This is a genomic window from Colwellia psychrerythraea 34H (assembly GCF_000012325.1).
GTDB classification, from domain to species: Bacteria; Pseudomonadota; Gammaproteobacteria; order Enterobacterales; family Alteromonadaceae; genus Colwellia; species Colwellia psychrerythraea_A.
In genome coordinates this window covers 648302-669436 of record NC_003910.7, presented here as the reverse complement: position 1 = coordinate 669436, position 21135 = coordinate 648302, and the positions used below count along the sequence as shown (strand labels likewise).

Here is a 21135-nt window from a genome sequence, read left to right as displayed (position 1 = left end):
CTCCCTCCTTGCTCTGTTAAAAACTTAGTAAGGAATTATTCAAATAAGTAACTAAATTGCAGTGTTACCGTGCTAGGTTGACTGAAGGAAGCAAATTGCGAACCTGCAAATAGCGGTACATCATTGGCGTAATAAAAATAGCTTTCATCGGTTATATTTTTAAAGATAAGATCTGTTTTCCAAAGACCATCAGACGAAGCGATACTTACTGCGGCATTCCAAACAATATAAGCTTCTTGCACCGTAATAGGGTCTAAATCTGCAGTAGCAAAGAAATCATCAACATAGTTGCTATCAATACGGCTAGTGACCACATATTCGTTTATGGCAAACTCATGTTGTAAACTTAGCGATAACGTTATTTCAGGCACATCTTGATTGGTTTTACCTGAAAGATCATTCAGCCCCGCAGCGGCACAAGCTGAGCCCGTCAAACCTGAGTCAATCACTTGCTGTGCTGTACAACCTGCATTCTTATAATCGTCGAATTCAAAATCAATGTAACCAAGGTTAGCATCTAAGGTAAATTCGTCGTTTATTAACCATCGTAATTCAGCCTCAAGACCACGAGAGGTAGCTTTTGCTGCATTTTCAACAACAAACGTTGTTCCGCCAGTAAATAATGTGGTCTGCATATTGTCATAAGCAACATTAAATATAGCGGTATTTAACAGCACAGTACCATCGAAAAATTCAAATTTACCGCCAATTTCAGAAGAAATAGCCTCTTCATTTTCGTATTCAATTTCATCTAAATCAGGCGACATAGCAATAGCATTAAAACCGCCGCCTTTAAAACCTTTACTCACTGAGACATAAAAACTGGCCGAGTCAGAGGCAAGCCAAGTTAAACTAGCAGAAGGTGAAAATAGGTTTTCTTCTCGACTCACCGGTACTGAATGCGGGAACGCTTCCATAATGGCCTGACTCCAAATGAAAAGCTCAGTCGGGTTAGTTAATGGTAAACCGCTCTTACTGCCATCACCCGTACCGCCGTATACTTCTACTGTTTGACGACCTGTTTTTTCTTCTTTTGAATAACGCCCTGACAGTTCAAGTTTCAGCGACTCTGTTAAGCCAAAAGTAACTTGGCCAAATAATGCTAACGAATCGGTTTCTTGTTCAAGTTCATTAAAACGACTGGTTACCGCGTGCTCAATAGGAATAGGAAAGGCGCCCGCAACAGGAGTACCCGGAGCTGTGGCAAAGTCAGCAACCGCATCAACTAATAAGTCACTGTTTTGCCAAAAGACACCAAATAAATATTCAAAGTCATCGTTATCTTCTGAAACAAATCTTAACTCTACGCTGTTCTGTTGGTAGTCTTCTGATTCACTAAACTGTATGACGGGTAAAGGACCAAAATCAGCATCTTGAGAGCGAACAAAATCTAAATTAGATTGTGCTATGGTGGCGCTAATGGTGCCTTGATCTATTTTATAGTAACTTTTTAGCGCATATTCACTAAAATTAGCATCCATGAAATAAGGTGTTTCTTCGCCATTAAAGCCTAAGCCAGGGTAATTACCATTTGAAATATTGGTTTTACCATCAATATTGGCTTCTGCGCCAAACATTCTAGCGAGCCCTGTTATGGGTTGGCTGTCTTCCAAGTAGAGGATTTCATAAGGGGCTCCTTTTGTCTCAAATGTGCCATTTTCTGCACGTAAGTTAACTTTAAAGTCATCGTTTACCTGCCAATTTAAAATACCGCGTAAAGCGCTATCTTCCTTGGTCGGCATGGTTTCGCCATTGGCTTCATTTTCAACCCAACCTTCCTCGCTATTTGATCCCTTAAAAGCAAAACGCCCCGTTAAAGATCCACTCTCGTTAAGTGCCCCGGTTACATAGCCTGAATAGTCGACTTTTTCATATTCAAATTCATAAGCTGCAGTTAGTTTTGCTTCAAAATAATCTTTCGGTTGTGCTGGCAAAATGCTGATAACACCACCCACGGTATTTTTACCAAATAAACTTCCTTGAGGGCCACGTAATACTTCAATAGCATCAACATCCATAAACGAAAAACGTGATTGCACACCTCTCCCATGATAAACACCATCTAAAAATATGCCGACCGATTGCTCACCGCCCGCTTGAAGATCTGAATTAACCCCACGAATAGAAATAGTATCTTGTACCGCATTTTCAGAAATACTAACGTTAGGTAAAGACTGAGATAAGTCGTCTAACTTATTAATTTTCATTTGGCTTAATGATTCACCACTAATGACACTGACAGAAGCCGGCACTTCTCGCAGGGTTTTAACCCGTTGACCGCCTCTAACTTCAATCACCTCAACATCTTTGGTATCAACTGTTGATTCATTCAGCTCTTCTGCTGCCACGTTATTAACTAATAACGCTGAGGCAACCGACATTGCGATAATGCTTTTTGCTATAGGTAGGATATTCATAATATCTCCAATTATTCCACTTAAGTGAACAAGGCTTTTTATTATATTTTTTAGCCCAATTATTGTAATAACTTGTCATATGTTCTTATTATTATTCTTATTCTAATTAGTCTTTAATCAGCTCTCTGCCGATGATTTCTTTCATTATTTCTGAGGTACCACCGTAAATTCGTTGCACCCGTGCATCAACAAATTCTCGCGCGATTCTGTATTCGGTCATGTAGCCGTAGCCACCAAAAAATTGTAAACACTCATCTGCTACTTTCCCTTGCAACTCAGTAACATGCAATTTAGCCATTGAAGCGGTAACCGCATCGAGTTTGTTTTCAGCCAGTAGCATCACACACTGATCAACAAAGGCTTTTTGCACACGAACGCCAGTCGCAAGCTCTGCCAATTTAAAACGCGTATTTTGAAAATCAGCTATACGCTTACCAAAAGCATTGCGCTCTTTCACATAATCAATAGTGATTTCTAACATACCCTCGGCTGCGGCTTGACCTCCGACTGCTAACAATAAACGTTCGCGAGGCAATTCCTTCATCATGGCGATAAAACCAGTATTAAGTGGCCCCAACAACGCATCATCAGGTACAAACATGTCATCAAAAAACAGCTCTGAAGTATCTTGGCAATGAATACCAAGTTTTTTTAGTTTTTGTCCTTTGACAAAACCTTTGGTGTCCGCATCAACAATAAATAATGAAACACCTTTTGCGCCCGCATTGGGATCGGTTTTACAGGCGAGTACTACAATATCGCAATGTTGACCGTTGGAGATGAAAGTTTTACTACCATTAATCACATAACCGCCATCAACCTTCTTCGCCGATGTTTTCAATGCTTTCAAATCACTACCCGCACCTGGCTCGGTCATGCCAATAGCACCAACACATTCACCACAGGCCATTTTAGGTAAGTACTTTTGTTTCTGTGCTTCAGTACCCATATTTAAAATATAGTGACCAACGATGCCCGCATGAACGGCAATACCACCACCCGCTATAGCGCCAACACCGCGACGATAAAAAATATCATTTATCAGTGCTGCGAATTTAAAGTCGACACCAAAACCGCCGTATTCTTCTGGCATGTCCACACATAACAAACCGGCTTGACCTAACTTGTTCCATATCTCTCTTGGCATCCAAGCGTCGTCTTCCCATTTTTCATAATAGGGAGCAATTTCTTTATCAATAAACTTATTCACCGATTCAGAGAAAATCCGTAAATCTTCATCAATCCAAGTACAATAAAAAGGTACCATTGTTGTTCTCCTACATTCTTAAACCACCACCAACGACCACGGTTTGGCCACTGATGTAATTTGATTCTGGCGTACAAAATAAATAAATTCCGTTAGCCGCTTCTTCAGCAGTACCACTGCGACCAAGAGGTATCATTCGGGCAAAACCTGCACTCACTTTTTCAGGAATACCCACGCCAACTTCGTTGCCATCAACTACAATCGTTTTCTTTACATCGGTTATTTGTGTTAGACGAGTTTCAACCACACCAAAAGCGACACAATTAACATTTATTTTAAGGCGACCTAATTCTTTAGAAAGGGTCTTAGTCATGCCATTCAATGCCGACTTCATCGAGGAGTAATTTACCTGTCCGATATTGCCGTATTCACCGGCGATAGATGAGATGTTAATTATTTTACGGAACACTTCTATACCGGCCTCAGCTTCATTTTTTGCCGCTGGAGTTACCGCTTTAGTAAATGCTCGGTTGAGTTGAAAAGGTGCTTTAAGGTGAATATCATACATAGCATCAAATTGTTCATCTTCAGCCTTGTGAAGCAGTGAGTCCCAGGTGTATCCCGCGTTATTAACTAAAATATCTGGCGTGCCAAATGCTTCTATCGCGGCGGCAATATAGTTTTCAGCAAAACCTTTCGCCGTAACACTACCGACAAAAGAAATGGCCTCTCCACCAGCGGCTTTAATTTCAGAAACTGTTTCTTGGGCTGGTGCCTCATCTAAATCATTGATAACAATCTTTGCACCTTCACTTGCGAGTTTTAATGCCAATGCCTTACCAATGCCGCGGCCAGAGCCAGTAATTAATGCCACTTTATTTTGTAAATTCTTACTCATCATATTCTCTTTATTTCTGTCGTTAATTAAATTGCTTGGGGTAATTGGCTAAAGATCAGTTAAGCGCTATTTCAGCACTGCCAGAAATTTTAATGTCACCGTTTTGATCTTTCGCATCAATAAGTAGCAGCACTAACTTACTACCATCACGTTCAAATTTTTCTTTCACGATGGCGCTACAGGTAATTTCAGCAAACAGTTGCGTGATGGCCGTGAAACGAACATCTATTTTTTTAATCGCGGTTTGCGCAACCCAGCCAGTTAACAGTCGTCCCAAGTAGGCTGCGGATAACATGCCATGAGCAAAAACATCATTCATGCCCGCTTTTTTTGCGAAGTCGATATCGATATGCATTGGGTTGTGATCTCCCGAAGCGCCAGCAAATAACGCTAATGTCGTGCGTGAAATCACTTTGGTTTGTAATACGGGTAACTCATCACCCACTTGAACTTCATCAAATCCAATCATGTTAATAACTCTCTTTTATTAAACCTTGTGCATGGTATTAGTTACGAACAACGAGTGTCGTTGTCATATCGGCAACGTGTTGTCCTCGTTGATTAGAGACTTTCGTTTTTTCTACCAAAAACTCTAGCGCGCCAGCTTTTTTGTCATAAATGTCTGCAATATGGCTTTCAAACGTTAACGAGTCCCCGGCTACAACCGATTGATGATAAACAAAGGCTTGATTCGCATGGAGTATTTTTGCCAGTGACGCCCCTACTTTTTCATAGTTTTCAAACGGATTAGGAACGTCCATCTTTAAACTAAAAAAGAAGGTTGGTGGCATAGGTAAAGACTCATACCCTGCATCTTTTGCTGCAGCCTCATCAGTATAAATAGGATTGTTCTCACCAATCGCTTTGGCAAAAAAGCGTAAACGACCTTTTTCTACTACGGCGGTTACCGATGGAAAGACCTTACCTATGTCGCTTGTGTTTAACATGCTGTTCTCTCTTAATATTTATCGGGTCATGCATCGAAGTTACGATGTTGCAAGACCCTGAGTAGTAAATATTTTTGTTTTATGTTGTGCTAGCTGTTTTGTTATTTACTTAGTTAGCGCCTTATTAAAACTAGCAAGTTAACGCATTGTTCTTATATGACAATAAACGTCAAAATTGAAATCAATTGACGTATAAAAACAAAACGAACATGATGTCAGGCCATTTATAATTATATTGATAGACTAAATAAAGGAGAAAAAATTGAACCAAAATGATATCTCTGCCGCAACAGGTGAGTTATTTGCTACCAATATCTTTGTTAGGGATTTTTGCTTTCTTGGTGAATCAATAGGCCTTGCAAGAGAAGAGTTCGCTAAAAGAATAGGGCTATCATTAAAGTCAATTGAAGATCCCCAGGTGGTTATCTCAAAGCATTATATTATCAAGGGGTATACCATTATCCTCGAATACTCAGATGATGAGTTTCTAGGCGCAGGAACCGCAAAGCTGCCACGCGGCTCAGTAGATCTTATGGTTAAATCAGCATGTACCGAGCAAACCTTAGCTCAAGCGTTAAAAGCAATAGAGCAAGTGATAAGAATATCTCAAAGTCCGGTGAACTCCAGCACGATTATTGAGGGTTCACTTGTACGTTGGCGTTTTATCCCCAAAGTTAAAGACCCCCGATTTTCACTACTCATCAGTGCTTTATGTACATGTATGGGGCACAAAGTATTATCAACGTTGATCAAAAAAGAAATACCGTTGAAATACAGCCACTTTATGGAAGATAAACCAAAGAATATTAGTGATTATCAATTTCTTTTTGCTTGCCCAATAAAGTTTAATCAGCAACATTGTGAATTAGCTTTTGATATAAAGTGGCTCAAACAGCCAGTAAAATGTAATTATCAGGAAGTTAAATCTTACCTCGATATTCCTCTCTCATTGATCACATATTCTTTTCAAACCTTAGGTTTTATTCGACAAATTAAAGATTTGTTGTCTGCATGTCCCTATGCCAGATTTCCTAACCAACTCGAACTTGCCGAACAATTGGGGGTATCGGTGAGAACCATGCAACGTAAGCTTGATGCAGAAAATTCAAATTACATGCAAATTAAAGATGATATTCGCCAAAGAAAAGCGATTTTTTACCTGGAACATACCGACAAACGCCTTGATGAAATTGCCGAGCGTTGCGGTTTTAGTGAAATGGCCTCTTTTACGCGCGCCTTCATTCGTTGGACCGGTTGCAGCCCTTCAAAATATAAAAACTAGCCTTTATACCAAACAGGTAAATAAATCCCTCTTGTCTTTATGCGTCAATTGATTTCAATTTTGGCGCTTATTATCATGTTTCTTTAATCGCCAAACCGATAGTTTGAATAGCAAGATTGAAGCAGATTTAACGGTAACTATAATAATATCAGTTGCACTGAGCGTTCATTTTATTTTGTTCATAAAATAAAACTGCGCTTTTTCAGTTGAAAAAAGAGGTTTTTATGTACTTTTATCAGGCACTACAACGCAATGCGACAATATTTAGTAATAATATTGGCACATCTTTCGGTGATAGAGAGCGAACATGGAAGGAAGTGGAACAACGGGTTGCCAAGCTTGCCGGAGCATTAGTTGAACACGGGGTAGGACAAGAAAATCACGTGGCTATTCTCGCCATGAATTCAGATCAATATTTCGAATATTACAATGCTATTCCTTGGATCGGAGGCGTTGTTGTACCACTAAACATTCGCTGGTCCATTAAAGAAAATATCTACTCATTAGAAAATTCACAAAGTAGCGTGCTTTTTGTCGATGATGCCTTTCTAGAAATGGGTAAGGAACTAGCAAAGCAATGTGAAAAGATTCAAGTAATCATTTATATGGGCGACGGTGAAACCCCAGCAGGCATGCTTAATTATGAACAATTAATTGAGCATGCTGATGCCATTGCCCCCGTTGAAAATGACTATAGTAAACTTGCCGGCATATTTTATACCGGTGGTACCACCGGGTTCCCTAAAGGTGTGATGCTATCTCATACTAATTTATGGTCAAGCTCCATAGTGGTCACGGCAGAGATGGGCTTAAATGTCGCAGGTGAGCGTTACCTTCATGCGGCGCCTATGTTTCATCTTGCCGATGTTGGCGTAAGTTATGCCATGGTTATTGGCGGTTTATCTCAGGTCTTTGTACCTTATTTTGAAGCAACGTCTGTTATTGAAGCTATCGAACATAAACAAGTAAACCATGTTTTATTGGTGCCTACTATGGTGACTATGATGCTTGCAACACCGGCATTAGATAACGCCAATTTTAGTAGTCTCAAGCATATTATATACGGCGCGTCTCCCATGCCAGAAGGCACCTTAATTGCTGCCATGGAAAAGATGTCCTCGGTAAAGTTTATTCAAGCCTATGGGCAATCTGAATTATCTCCTGTTATATCGATTCTTCCTGCCGAGTACCACGTTTTAGAAGGTCCTAACGCGGGAAAACTTCGTTCAGCTGGTCGCCCTGCCTATTGCGTTAGTGTTGAGATGAGAGATGAAAACGGCAAGGTATTACCCACAGGTAAAGTAGGAGAAATAGCGGCATCAGGCCCAAACAGTATGTTGGGTTATTGGAATAATACCGAACAAACCGCCGCCACCCTCATTGATGGCTGGGTATTGACAGGCGATGCGGGTTACATGGACGAAGATGGTTTTATTTTCTTGGTCGACAGGCTTAAAGATATGATTGTTACCGGTGGAGAAAATGTTTTTTCTGCTGAAGTTGAAAACGCGCTGTCTCATCATCCCGCTATTCAAGAGTCCGTTGTTTTAGGTATTCCAAGTGAGCAATGGGGTGAGTCAGTGCATGCCATTCTTCGACTTAATGAAGGCCAAGAAATCACGGATGAAGAAATATTTAGTCACTGCCGTGAATATATTGCTGGTTATAAAGTACCTCAGAGCATCGAAATTAGAGTAGAAGCTTTTCCGATAACCGGTGCGGGTAAAATCATGAAAAATGAATTACGTGAACCCTATTGGATCAATGAAACCAGAGCAATCAACTAATGGATAAATTTTTACCTATGAAAAGTTACTTAACAATGAATTTCACCAAAATCATAACAACCTGTTTATTAGTCACTTCTGGAATGGCCTCAGGGACTACTGATACAGAGCGTCCAAACATACTAGCTATCTGGGGAGATGATATTGGCCAAAGTAATATTAGCGCTTATACCCACGGCATGATGGGCTATAAAACCACTAACATTGACCGTATAGCAAAAGAAGGTGTGTTATTTACTGATTATTACGGTGAAAACTCTTGTACCGCTGGTCGTGCAGCCTTTATTACTGGTCAATATCCGGTACGAACGGGATTAACCAAGGTTGGCTTACCTGGCTCTGATAAAGGTTTACGCGCAGAGGATGTCACCATTGCCGAACTATTAAAAGATAGAGGTTATGTTACTGGCCAGTTTGGTAAGAATCACTTAGGGGATAAAGATGAATTTTTACCAACCAATCACGGTTTTGATGAGTTTTTGGGAAATTTGTATCACTTAAATGCAGAAGAAGAACCAGAACATCCCGACTACCCAAAAGATCAAGCTTATAAAAAACGTTTTGGCCCAAGAGGTGTTATTCATTCCTTTGCTGATGGAAAAATAGAGGATTCGGGACCATTAACTAAAAAACGCATGGAAACAATCGATGATGAGTTTTTAGCGGCAACGACTAAATTTATCGATAAAGCGCATAAAAACAACAAACCATTTTTTGTCTGGTTTAATGCGACTCGCATGCACATCTGGACACATTTAAAAGAAGAGTCTAAAGGTTTATCAAAGCGTGGCGGCATATACGGTGATGGCATGATGGAACATGATTATCAGGTCGGCGTATTACTTGATCAATTAGACCGTTTAGCTATTGCTGACAACACCATTGTTTTATACACAACCGATAATGGTGCTGAAGTCTTTTCTTGGCCTGATGGTGGCACCATTCCGTTTAAAGGTGAAAAAAATACGACTTGGGAAGGCGGATTCCGTGTACCGGCTATGGTGAGATGGCCAGGTAAAATAACAGCTGGCGACGCTAAAATAGAAATGGTGTCACATATGGATTGGGCACCAACATTGTTGGCTGCTGCAGGTGTCACTGATATTAAAGAAAAGCTAAAACAAGGGACTACCGTTAATGGCAAAAAGTATAAAGTACATTTAGATGGTTATAACCTGTTGCCTTATCTTACGGGAGCAACCGATGAAGCGCCAAGACCGAGTTACCTGTATTTTACCGATGGTGGTGATTTATCAGCGGTTCGTTTTGGCGATATGAAACTGCAATACAGTATTCAAGAATGTGAAGGATTAAATGTTTGGATATGTCCATTAACCCCGTTAAGAGCACCGCTGTTAACCAATTTACGTCAAGACCCTTATGAACGTGCTCGAGACGAATCAGGTAGTTATGAAAGGTGGTATGTGGATCATATTTTTGAATTTTCTCGCGGCATTACCATGACAGCACAGCAAATGAAGACCTTTGTTGAATTCCCTCCTCGCCAAAAGCCGGCCAGTTGGAGCGTGGATGCCATGGTTAAAAAAATAATGGGGATGTCAGTACCACAATACTAGTGCATCCTTTTCCATCAATAAATTTCAATTAGAATGAAGCAGCAGGGTAATATATTCCTGCTGCTTTTATTTTAAACGGTATTCACATTCAATCGTTATTTTCTTTCCTGCTCCTATTCTTCATACTCTTGAACTCCCTGTCCTAACTTTTGAAACATCTACAGTTTAGCCTTTCGATAAATAGCGGGTGCCATTCCTATATTCTTTTTAAACAAGCGCGAGAAGTAATAGGTATCGTGGTAACCCAACTCTGATGCAACATGCTTAACAGAGCGTGGCGTGCTATCCAACAAATAACAAGCGCGTTGCATTTTCATATTAATAAAGTAACTAATAGGCGACTCGCCAGTGACTTGTTTAAATTTCTTTGAAAAATGGTATTTAGATAACTTAGCGGCTTCTGCTAATGAATCAAGATCCAGTTTGCTATGAATATGCTCTTGCATCATGGCACGTAAATTCTCTGTATCAAAAGTATTGATTGCGCTGGGTTTTCGCTGCTGCACTAATAAGGCAATATAACTTAACAACGCTTGAACCTGATGACCACCTTGAATAAACTCAGCCAGATTATGACTACTGTGGCGAAGGTGTGAGATGCCATCAAACACTCGAATGACTCTGGGCTGTACGCCAATAGTAAACTTACGTTCAACAATATTTATGTGTTGGCAAAAATCATTTGCTAACGTGCCATCAAAATGAAGCCAATATAATGTCCAAGGCAACTCTTTACTCGCTTGATAGCTATGCTGTGAACCTGCTGGTAAATAAAAAATATCACCACTGTTAATCTCAGTTGTTTTACCTGCCATAGTTAGAAAGCCGCTACCTGCAGTACAGTAAATAAGAATATGGTCAGGATGACCTTTGCGTTCCATAGCATGACCACTTGCTGTTGGGTAATAGCCCATTGCAGTAACAAAAAGCCCTTTAGCTAAGGCATGGTTTTGCAAACGCTTAACCAGTACATGTGGCGTAATAAAACGAATACCGTCTGCGGTAAGTGGCCAACGTGAAGGTTTACTCATCTATCAGTTCTCATTTTCCACTCCTCCACTAAAAATATGCATTGGCCACACCATTAACAGCAATATAGTCCATCAAAAGAATAATATAGTTAATTCACGCCCCTATTTCAATGTGTTTATATAGTCACAGTAGTTTTATCAAAGCAATAAAGTTCATGTTATTGTTTCATTAGAATATAAAAATAATACAATCAGGCCATACCAGTTATCTTGGTAATGACTCGAATTAAGGGCATTTATGAATTTTTTACTGAACGAAGATCAATTAGCCTTTCAAGATGCGGCACGAAGCTTTGCAGCCGGAGAAATGAAGCCGTTTGCCAGTGAATGGGATGAGAAGAAAATTTTTCCCAAAGCCATGTTTAAAAAAGCTGGTGAATTAGGATTTATGGGTATGTACTGCCCAGAAGACGTAGGTGGTATGAATTTGCCGCGTTTAGATACCTCCATCATTCTTGAAGAATTAGCCGTAGGTTGTACCTCAACGGCAGCCTTTATTTCAATTCATAACATGGCCAGTTGGATGATATCCACTTGGGGTACTGAATCAACCAAACAGCAATGGTGTGATGATTTGGTCATGGGTCAAAAACTCGCCTCATATTGTTTAACCGAACCTGGCGCCGGCAGTGACGCTGGATCTTTGCGTACCACAGCTAAAAAAGACGGTGATTATTACCTGCTTAACGGCAGTAAAATGTTTATCAGTGGTGCAGGTGAAACCGATGTATTAGTTGTAATGGCACGTACAGGGTCACAAGAAGAAGGCGCAAAAGGTATTTCAGCCTTTGCAGTTCCTGCAGATCTTGCTGGCGTTAGTTATGGCAAAAATGAAGACAAGATGGGTTGGAATTCTCAACCAACACGCGCCATTAGTTTTGAGAACGCTAAACTACCTGCCGATTGTCTATTAGGCGCTGAAGGTGAAGGTTTTAAAATTGCCATGAAAGGCTTAGACGGTGGTCGCATTAACATCGCTAGTTGTTCAATTGGTGCTGCGCAAGCCTGTATTGATTTGTCACAAGCTTATATGCAAGAGCGTAAACAATTTGGTAAACCACTGGCAGCTTTTCAAGCCTTGCAATTTAAATTGGCTGACATGGTGACAGAATTAGTGGCAGCACGACAAATGATTCGATTAGCGGCGAGTAAAATAGATATAAACGACCCTGATAAATCAACTTATTGTGCCATGGCAAAACGTTTTGCAACCGATGTTGGTTTTAATGTTTGTAACGATGCCCTGCAATTACACGGTGGTTACGGATATATCAAAGAATATCCTATCGAGCGATATATGCGCGATGCACGCGTTCATCAAATTCTTGAAGGGACTAATGAAATTATGCGGGTAATAACCGCACGACGTATCTTAGAAGAAGGTGCCACTAACATTATTCGTTAGTGCAGCATGAGAATTTTTTTAAACCCTATTTTTAAACAATGTTTTGGAGTTATCGATGAGTGATTTATTAAAGGTAGAAAAACGCGGCCATGTCGCTATTGTGACTTTTAACAACCCTCCGGCAAATACTTGGACACCTGAGAGCTTAAATTATTTAAAACAGTTAATTGGTGTACTTAATGAAGACAAAGATAACTACTCACTTATTTTAACGAGTGACAGTGAAAAATTCTTTAGTGCAGGAGCAGACCTAAATCAATTCAATCATGATGACAAAGGTTTGTCCTTTGACTTTTCAGCCGCTTTTGGCGGTGCGTTTGAAGCACTATCAAACTATCAAGGGGTTTCCATCGCTGCTATCACTGGTTTTGCTATGGGAGGCGGGTTAGAAGTCGCTTTATCTTGCGATGTCAGAATATGTGAAGAACAAGCACAAATGGCACTACCTGAAGCTGCTGTTGGCTTATTGCCTTGTGGTTTAGGCTCACAACAATTGTCATGGTTAATCGGTGAAGGTTGGGCTAAACGCATGATTTTATTAGGTGAGCGTATTAAAGCGCCACAAGCTGAAAAAATAGGCTTAGTCTCTGAAGTAGTCCCTACTGGCACCTCATTATCGCGAGCTTTAGCACTCGCTGAGAAAGCTGAAAGTCAATCACCAACCTCTGTAGCTTATTGTAAGTCGTTAATTATGGAAGCCCGTAATGGTGATATTAATTCTGCTTACACTAAAGAACGAGAACTTTTTGTAAAATTATGGGATACCGAAGATCAAAAAGAAGGTGTTAGTGCTTTTATTGAAAAACGTAAACCTCAGTGGAAGAATAACTAATGACCAGTCCCGTAACAGTTGAAGAATTAGCGATTAAAAATGGCCAATGTATCGGTGTTTTAACACTAAACAGTGAAAAAACGTTAAACGCATTAACACTGGAAATGATTGATCTGATGTCAGCTCAATTACAGCAATGGCAAACAAATGATAAAATTGCCGCCGTTTTTATTCAAGGTGCAGGTGAAAAAGCATTCTGTGCGGGGGGGGATGTACAAGCCTTGTACAAGTCATCAATTGAACAGCCGGGAGGCCCATGTGAGTATGCAGAAACATTTTTTGAGCGTGAATATCGCCTAGATTATTTACTGCATAATTACCCTAAACCGACCATCGCTTGGGGCCATGGTATTGTGATGGGTGGTGGCTTGGGTGTTTTTGCTGGCTGCTCTTATCGTATTGCCACAGAAAGAACACGTATAGCGATGCCAGAAGTAACCATTGCCTTATTTCCCGATGTCGGTGGTAGTTACTTTTTAAATACTATGCCAGGTTATTGTGGTCGATTTTTAGCCTTAACAAGTTCCTCCATCAATGCTGCTGACGGTCTTTATGCTGGTATTGCTAATTACGCAATTACTCATACAAGCAAGCAAGCCGTTATCGATGAATTGACCTCTTTAGAATGTCCTGCGTTTGAAATCAACAACAACTTAGATAACATTTTTAACCATTATCAAAGTCAGTGTATTGCCGATATTCCAGCAGGAAATTTAGCAACTAATCAAACATTAATTAACGATTTGTGTCGCAGTGATAATGTAGAAAAAATAGCGGCTAATTTCTCATCACTCAAGACTGATGACAAGTGGCTTCAACGAGCAAAAAATGGTTTAGCCAGTGGTTCACCTTTGGCAATTAAGTGGATATTCCATCAACTCGAACTTTGTAAAGGGTTAGGTTTAAAAACTGTTTTTGAAAAAGAAGTATTACTTGCCACAACCATTATTCGTCACACTGAATTTGCTGAAGGCGTGCGGGCTTTATTAATTGATAAAGACCAAAGCCCTGACTGGCAATATAAACAGTTGAGCGAAGTAACAAACGAGGTGATAGCACCATTTTTCGAGGCTCCTTGGCAACAAAATCCGTTGGCCGATTTATAGATTAACGATACGCCCGTTACCAATCAAGATGCACATTTCAGCATGTACTTTGAACGGTAATGGGCTCATACCCATCACTAATGTCTATTTGGCATTCAGCTTTAAAAAGGTAAAAGTTACTAATACTTAAGATAATTACCTTAATTAATCCCCTATGATCACCACCAAGTCAATGAGAAAGTTACTGCACTATTTGACAAAAAAGAGTAACATCTTGCGCTAATTTGTTAACAATTGAATTGTTACAGATTAATGTATTAGCATAGGCTCGCTGGTAAGTACTTACTAGAATAATCACATTGCTAACAAGATAATCACTAAAACATAAGTATTAAAAGCAATGGATAACAGATCAGCTTCGCTCCACTCAGATATAGATACCGTTCTAAATAACTATGATTATGACTTTGCTGAAGTTGAAATAGCTGTTTTAGGTAATGGTCATATCAATAATACTTATAAATTGACTACCCCTGAAGTTGAGTTTGTCTTGCAGCAAATCAACCATGATGTTTTTCCCAAAACCGCAGAGTTAAGTAGTAACGCACAAAAAATAAACCTACATTTGCAACGACAAAAAAATATCGGCAACTACCCACTATCAATTCCCCAACAAATATTGAGCAAAACAGGCGAGACTTATAGCAAAGTTGGTACTAATTATTGGCGTTTGATGGAATTTATCAGCAACTCTTACACACTAGAGGAAGTTGAGTCACCTGAACAAGCCGCGCTTGTTGCCAATGCGTTTGCAGAATTTAGCTGTACGCTAAGTGACTTTCCCGTTGAAGAACTCGCTGTTATCATTGAAGACTTTCATGATATAAGTTTTCGCATGAGACAACTTAACGAAGCCGTTGAAAATGATCTTCAAGATCGTTTGTCGAGCTGCCAAACGTTAGTCAACTTTTGCTTAGACCAACAAGATTTTATCAATCATGTTATCGATATTAGCAAAAAGTTACCCCTGCATGTTACGCACAACGATACCAAGATAAACAATTTATTATTTACTGAAGGTGACACTCCTTGTGCAGTAATTGATCTTGATACCTGTATGCCTGGTTTACTAATGCATGACTTTGGTGACATGGTAAGAACATGTTGCAGTAATCTCGCAGAAGATGACACCAATATTGATGCAATGATAATTAAATTAGATATTTTTTCAGCACTTATTCAAAGTTATCAAAATGCTTTTGGCACTAAGATGTCTGCTCTTGAAAAAGACAGCTTAATTGTTGGTACTAAATCAGTACCTTTTAGTCTTGGTACGCGTTTTTTAACAGACTACTTAAATGGTGATAGCTATTTCCAAGTAAGCCGTGAAAAACATAATTTAGATCGCGCTTTCAACCAAATTCAGTTATTTATTTTACTTTGTGAAGCTGAGCCTGAGTTAATAAAACTGGCTATGCAAGCATAGTTAATAGCAAATCCTCTAGTGTAAAAATATCTACCATCAAAGCGATTAACAGGTCTCCCCTAGATGCACGAGGCCTACAACTGAGTTACGTTGTATAACAATCATTCTACTGTTACCATAATATAGTTCATTAATTTAAAAGGATTTTTCATGAAATTTTGGTGTTTTTTTGTATTCGTTTTTATGCTCTCTGCATGCGGTGAAGGAGGGGGTTCATCTGATAATAAAATATCGTCCCAGCATTCAGAAATAATTTACCTTAAGAGTCACTCTATAAACGACTTAATAAAGTTAGCAGATGGCACGCTATGGAGTATTGTCGGTCTATCACTCGGTGATGGAACGCATAGTGCTGGAGAAGTAGACGTCATCATTTATGATAACCCAAATGATTTTGGTGAGCCTAACCAAGGTGTTAAAGGGCAATATTACGTATTTATTAACAATAGCGCAGCTAGCTTTTACATTGACCCGATCCAAACCCCTACTATTTTACAACAAGGAAATATAGAGTTAGCGCCATTATCCGTCGGTAGCGTAATGTTATTAGATGATAACTCAATATGGAGAGTTAACGGTATTGACTATTCAGACATTAACACTGGGGGTATTTTTGATTACACACTCTATAATGTAAGAAGTAATTTTCCTGATCTAACATCCCAAACAGCTGAAAAACTGGGTGAATTTAGTGCGTGGTATTTATATAATGAATACGCACCTTTTGGCTATTATCTTAAGCCTTTAACGAAAGCAAAAATCATATGGCAAGGCCTTCACACTTTTTACTCTGAAGGTGAAAATGATTCAATACTGTTAAGTGATGGTTCTTTATGGGTGATTACTGGTGCATTAGCGCCAGCAACCACTGCATCAGGAGAATATTCAATAACATTGATTCACAATGTAAGTTCGCTAGATGAGCCTATATTTGGGGAAAAATCAGAAACAGTTATGTACATACAGGGGCATGAAACGGCTTTTTACGTTAAAAAAATATAATCGAAATCCCCCTATAATTAGAGGTGTTTGACAATACCTCTAATTATATAATGCCACTGAAATCCTACAGCCATTGCATAAAACGCCCTTCTCTCTATCACCTTACTTGTGAATTTGTAGACTCTTAAAGCCTTTCAATACGATTTAAAACACTACACATTCAACACGATTTTATTGTCTTTTTGTTTACAGAATAATTACCCCTTCCTTGCTGTGATACTTCTGTGATTAATTCTCCAACAAAAAGTGATAAATGCGTGATCTCCAAGCGATAACTCCCCCCCATACTTTACTACAACAAAACCATACCAAACAGATTGGTATAATCTAACTGCAAAGGAAAGTATCATGAAAGTAATCAAGAAATCGCCAATCACATCAACATTAAGTGTTTTAGCACTCGCACTTGCGAGCTCAACCACTATGGCACAAGAATTATCCATTACTGTCACAAACTTAACGCAAGGTTTGTATTTCACTCCTGTTATTACAGCTGCACACACCAGTGAAAACCACATTTTTATGTCGGGTACAATGGCTAGCGATGAGCTTCAAGCAATGGCTGAGGGTGGTAGCATCTCAGGTTTATCAAGTATCTTAACCAACGCCGATGCTAATCTTAATGAAAACCCTGCTGGTGGATTATTAGCACCTGCAATGTCAGCAAGCTTTGATTTATCGAATGACAGCGCCAATACTCATTTATCACTTGCTGCGATGGTTTTGCCTTCTAATGATGGTTTTGTTGGTTTAGATAGTTGGAAAATACCCGAAGAAGCAGGTACTTATACCGTATTTTTAAATGCCTATGATGCGGGTACTGAAGCCAATGATGAACTTCGCGGCAGTGGTGCACCTGGAGAAGCTGGCATGCCGGTGCCACCACCTCTTGACCCTCTATTAGGTATGAACGGTACTGGTGTAACAGATATGGAGTCTAACGATAAAGTACATATTCACCGTGGTAGCTTAGGCGATAGTGATATGTCTGCGGGCATGAGTGATATTAATAATAGCGTGCAACGTTGGTTAAACCCTGTCGCTAAACTTACCATTACCGTGAAATAAGGGGGCAACATGTTAACCTTTAACACTCAAAAAAAGAGTACAAACAAACTAGCTAAGCCATTACTTATTGCGAGCTTACTCACTTTAGGTCTATCTGCTTGTAATGATAATGACAACGACGCGCCTCCTCCAGTCGAAACGCCTATGGAATATAGCTATTCATTAACGCTTACTAATCTAACCTACGCTCAGCCTTTATCACCTGTTGCGGTTTCACTTCACGGCGATGCTAAAATGTGGCAAGTTGGTCAAGCAGCTTCTGTTGCTTTGGAGAAACTTGCCGAAGGTGGAGATAATGCTGACTTTATTGCACTAGAGAATAATCTAGCCACGGCAACGGCTGAAGGCCCTACTTTACCGGGCACTAGCGTTACTGTGAACATCAGTACAATGGATCGTGCAGCAACTTATTTGACTGTTGCCACTATGTTGGTGAATACAAATGATGCTTTCTCGGGTCTTACTGGTGTAGATATATCAACATTGACCTTAAACCAAGAAAAATCATGGCGATTAAATGTCTATGATTCAGGCACCGAGCAAAACAACGAAGCCGCAGGTACTATTCCAGGCCCAGCTGATGGTGGGGTTGGCTATGATTCAACGCGTGATGATATCGATTTAGTCGGTTATCATTCTGGTGTGGTTAGTAAAGATGATGGTTTACCAAGCTCAGTACTAACTCAGGCTCATCGTTTTGATAATCCTGCAGTTAAATTAACTATAACTCGAACTAAGTAGTGTTCTTGGCCAATGAGCGGCTCAGTTCACTCATTGGCCAAAATATGAAAGATAATATTCTAATAATTGAAGACGAAATTGATATTGCCAAACTTATTAAGGTGCATTTATCTGAATTAGATTTGAATTGCGATATTTGTACACAAGGAAACGAAGCATTACAACAAGCGTTAACAAAAGACTATCAGCTTATTTTGCTTGATGTGATGTTGCCTGGTATTAGCGGCTTAGATATTTGTCGACAAGTTAGACAAGAAAAGCCGTTACAGTCCATTATTATGCTTACTTCTAAAACATCAGAAATAGACCGTATATTGGGCCTTGAGTTGGGGGCTGATGACTATATGACTAAACCTTTCAGTGTTCGTGAATTACAAGCCCGCGTTAGAAGCCAATTACGCAGAGTCCATGCAATTACCGCTAAAAACGCCTCTGAAATTAATAGCTTGGTACATGAAGAAAAACCAGTTCAAGAATCGGCTCAGTTAGATAAGACAAGTACATCGATAGGACAACTATTGGTTGATCATAGATTTCATCAAGTCACTTATAAAAATAAAGCAATTAACTTAACGGTTACAGAATTTGAATTGATTGATTTTTTCTGTCAACACCCTGATCAGGTATTCTCACGCGCTCAATTACTCGATGGTGTTTGGGGTTACCATCATAATGGTTATGAACACACGGTTAACTCTCATATTAATCGCCTTAGAAGTAAGCTTGAGGAAGACTGTACTGAACCAAAAATAATTCAGACCGTCTGGGGAGTTGGTTATAAACTTAATTCAGCGGGCGTAATGCCATCAACGGTATGTAAGGACTGATCTTCGATGAAAACATCACTTTATCAACGCTTAGCATTAACACTCTGCGCTACCTTCATGGTCATGGCCTCACTACTCGTTGCTTGGAGTAACTCTCTGGTACAGCAATCAAAGTACCAGGCAGAGCAAAAGTTGCACGTAAATCTCGCGGAACATCTAGCCCACGATAATCCGTTATTACAAGATGGTGTTTACGATAAAGCGGCTCTAGAAAATCTTTTTCATACACTAATGCTTTTAGGTCCTTCCTTTGAATTTTACTTTTTAGATACCCAAGGTAATATTTTAACGTATTCCGCTGATCCCGCTAAAATAAAACGAAAATCTGTTTCACTAATACCGTTAAAAAAGCTTATTGATAAACCACAGCAAGTGCCTGTTTTTGGAGATGATCCTCGCGATATAAATAATAAAAAAATATTTTCAGCTTCTCCGGTTTATCAAGGTGAGCTGCTGCAGGGTTATTTATATATTATTATTGGCGGCGAAATTTATGATTCAATTTTTAGCCAAGTACAATCAGATAAAGACTTACAGAAATATGGCGCATTTGTTGTCGCCGGTTTGTTCCTATTTTTACTTGTTTTATTAGCCGTATTTCGCTATTTCACTCGTCCTGTAAGAGAGCTAGCAACACAAATGCAGGCGCTTAAAGCCGTGAAATTTGATCAAACAAAGGTTGAATTAAAGCAATGGGGCTCTGAGTCAAGCCAGAACATTGATAGTAATGAAGTGCATTTCCTTGGTGCTACCTTTAACGATATGGTTGTGCAAATCAATCAGCAGTTTTCTTTATTGACTGAAAACGATCGTATACGTCGAGAGTTATTAGCTCATTTATCTCATGATCTGCGAACACCACTAGCGACAATGCAAGGGTATATTGAAATCTTAGCGATCAAAGGAGACAATTTATCCAGCATTGAAAAACAAGATTATTTAGCGACTGTTCAGCGCAACGTTAGTCAACTTAAGCGTCTTATTGACCAAATTTTTGAGCTCGCGCATCTAGAAAATGGTCAAGTGACTGTCAATCTAGAAACCTTCCCTATTGGTGAGTTGTTACACGACATTCTGGCTAAGTTTACCTTAAAAGCTGCCGAGAAAAATATTGCTCTAACCTTGCAACCTCAGCCTTGCCAATTCATTGTTTACTCTGATATTGCTAAGTTAGAGCGAATAATGACAAATTTATTAGAAAATGCCATTAGACATACCGACAACGGTGGTGACATTGTCATGACGGTTACTCAACTATCCACACAAGTAAAAGTTAGCGTAACGGATAATGGTAGTGGTATAAGTAAAGAAGATATCGCCTATATATTTGATGCAAGATATAGAGCGAGTAATGCCATAGAAGATAGTACTCAACATGCCGGATTAGGATTGGCGATTAGCCAAAAATTATCGCAAGTGATAAATTCTGAACTCATGGTTAAGAGCGAACTAGGTAATGGCAGCAGCTTTTCATTATCTCTACCCATGTTGCCTTGATAATGAATCACCTCTTTGAAGTAGAAACGCTTTTTAAGCAAGGGGTTGATTAAAGGCAATTATTAGCCTTATTTTCACCTCGTTA

18 protein-coding genes are annotated in these 21135 nt (G+C 39.5%); 12 read left to right on the top strand and 6 right to left on the bottom strand.

Annotated features, from left to right (window positions below; translation table 11 throughout):
* Nucleotides 1–35 precede the first annotated feature (35 nt).
* The 5 genes from CPS_RS02985 to CPS_RS02965 all read right to left on the bottom strand — a co-directional run bounded on the left by CPS_RS02985 (nt 36) and on the right by CPS_RS02965 (nt 5469).
* On the bottom strand, nt 36–2417 hold the full coding sequence (locus tag CPS_RS02985) for a TonB-dependent receptor (protein WP_011041517.1): 2382 nt from the start codon (nt 2415–2417) through the stop codon (nt 36–38).
* Between the two features lie 106 nt (nt 2418–2523).
* Nucleotides 2524–3684: an acyl-CoA dehydrogenase family protein gene (locus CPS_RS02980; protein WP_011041516.1), complete on the bottom strand. Its 1161-nt coding sequence runs from the start codon at nt 3682–3684 to the stop codon at nt 2524–2526.
* A 10-nt stretch (nt 3685–3694) separates the two neighbouring features.
* Entirely contained in the window at nt 3695–4522 is an 828-nt protein-coding gene (locus tag CPS_RS02975; RefSeq protein WP_011041515.1) for an SDR family NAD(P)-dependent oxidoreductase, read from the bottom strand.
* Between the two features lie 55 nt (nt 4523–4577).
* Nucleotides 4578–4991, bottom strand: a complete 414-nt coding sequence (locus CPS_RS02970; protein ID WP_011041514.1) for a MaoC family dehydratase — start codon at nt 4989–4991, stop codon at nt 4578–4580.
* Between the two features lie 37 nt (nt 4992–5028).
* A complete protein-coding gene (locus CPS_RS02965; RefSeq protein ID WP_011041513.1) occupies nt 5029–5469 on the bottom strand; it encodes a MaoC family dehydratase N-terminal domain-containing protein in 441 nt (146 codons plus the stop codon).
* A gap of 262 nt (nt 5470–5731) precedes the next feature.
* Here CPS_RS02965 and CPS_RS02960 point away from each other — a divergent pair, with 262 nt between their 5' ends.
* From CPS_RS02960 to CPS_RS02950, 3 genes are all read left to right on the top strand, one after another.
* Nucleotides 5732–6751, top strand: coding sequence for an AraC family transcriptional regulator (locus CPS_RS02960; RefSeq protein ID WP_011041512.1), 1020 nt, complete (start codon nt 5732–5734; stop codon nt 6749–6751).
* Nucleotides 6752–6975: 224 nt separating this feature from the next.
* A complete protein-coding gene (locus CPS_RS02955) occupies nt 6976–8538 on the top strand; it encodes a long-chain-fatty-acid--CoA ligase (RefSeq protein ID WP_011041511.1) in 1563 nt (520 codons plus the stop codon).
* A complete protein-coding gene (locus tag CPS_RS02950) occupies nt 8538–10115 on the top strand; it encodes an arylsulfatase (protein WP_011041510.1) in 1578 nt (525 codons plus the stop codon). Before CPS_RS02955 ends, CPS_RS02950 begins: the two co-directional genes overlap by 1 nt.
* A gap of 158 nt (nt 10116–10273) precedes the next feature.
* Here the strand turns inward: CPS_RS02950 and CPS_RS02945 are convergent, their stop codons facing one another.
* On the bottom strand, nt 10274–11146 hold the full coding sequence (locus CPS_RS02945) for an AraC family transcriptional regulator (RefSeq protein ID WP_011041509.1): 873 nt from the start codon (nt 11144–11146) through the stop codon (nt 10274–10276).
* Between the two features lie 238 nt (nt 11147–11384).
* On the opposite strand from CPS_RS02945, the gene CPS_RS02940 reads away from it, so the two are divergent.
* From CPS_RS02940 to CPS_RS02900, 9 genes are all read left to right on the top strand, one after another.
* Nucleotides 11385–12551, top strand: a complete 1167-nt coding sequence (locus tag CPS_RS02940; RefSeq protein ID WP_011041508.1) for an acyl-CoA dehydrogenase family protein — start codon at nt 11385–11387, stop codon at nt 12549–12551.
* A 55-nt stretch (nt 12552–12606) separates the two neighbouring features.
* Entirely contained in the window at nt 12607–13383 is a 777-nt protein-coding gene (locus tag CPS_RS02935; RefSeq protein WP_011041507.1) for an enoyl-CoA hydratase, read from the top strand.
* Nucleotides 13383–14489, top strand: coding sequence for an enoyl-CoA hydratase/isomerase family protein (locus CPS_RS02930; RefSeq protein WP_011041506.1), 1107 nt, complete (start codon nt 13383–13385; stop codon nt 14487–14489). The genes CPS_RS02935 and CPS_RS02930 overlap by 1 nt, the downstream gene beginning before the upstream one ends.
* Nucleotides 14490–14829: 340 nt before the next feature.
* Entirely contained in the window at nt 14830–15915 is a 1086-nt protein-coding gene (locus CPS_RS02925) for a phosphotransferase enzyme family protein (RefSeq protein WP_011041505.1), read from the top strand.
* Between the two features lie 150 nt (nt 15916–16065).
* Nucleotides 16066–16917, top strand: a complete 852-nt coding sequence (locus CPS_RS02920) for a hypothetical protein (RefSeq protein ID WP_011041504.1) — start codon at nt 16066–16068, stop codon at nt 16915–16917.
* A 348-nt stretch (nt 16918–17265) separates the two neighbouring features.
* Nucleotides 17266–17985, top strand: coding sequence for a spondin domain-containing protein (locus tag CPS_RS02915; RefSeq protein ID WP_011041503.1), 720 nt, complete (start codon nt 17266–17268; stop codon nt 17983–17985).
* Between the two features lie 9 nt (nt 17986–17994).
* Complete coding sequence (locus tag CPS_RS02910) at nt 17995–18726, top strand: spondin domain-containing protein (protein WP_011041502.1); 732 nt, start codon at nt 17995–17997, stop codon at nt 18724–18726.
* A 44-nt stretch (nt 18727–18770) separates the two neighbouring features.
* Nucleotides 18771–19553 carry a response regulator transcription factor gene (locus CPS_RS02905; RefSeq protein WP_011041501.1) on the top strand — a complete coding sequence of 261 codons (783 nt, stop codon included), beginning with the start codon at nt 18771–18773 and terminating at the stop codon, nt 19551–19553.
* A gap of 6 nt (nt 19554–19559) precedes the next feature.
* Nucleotides 19560–21050: a sensor histidine kinase gene (locus CPS_RS02900; protein ID WP_011041500.1), complete on the top strand. Its 1491-nt coding sequence runs from the start codon at nt 19560–19562 to the stop codon at nt 21048–21050.
* The last annotated feature ends 85 nt before the right edge of the window (nt 21051–21135 follow it).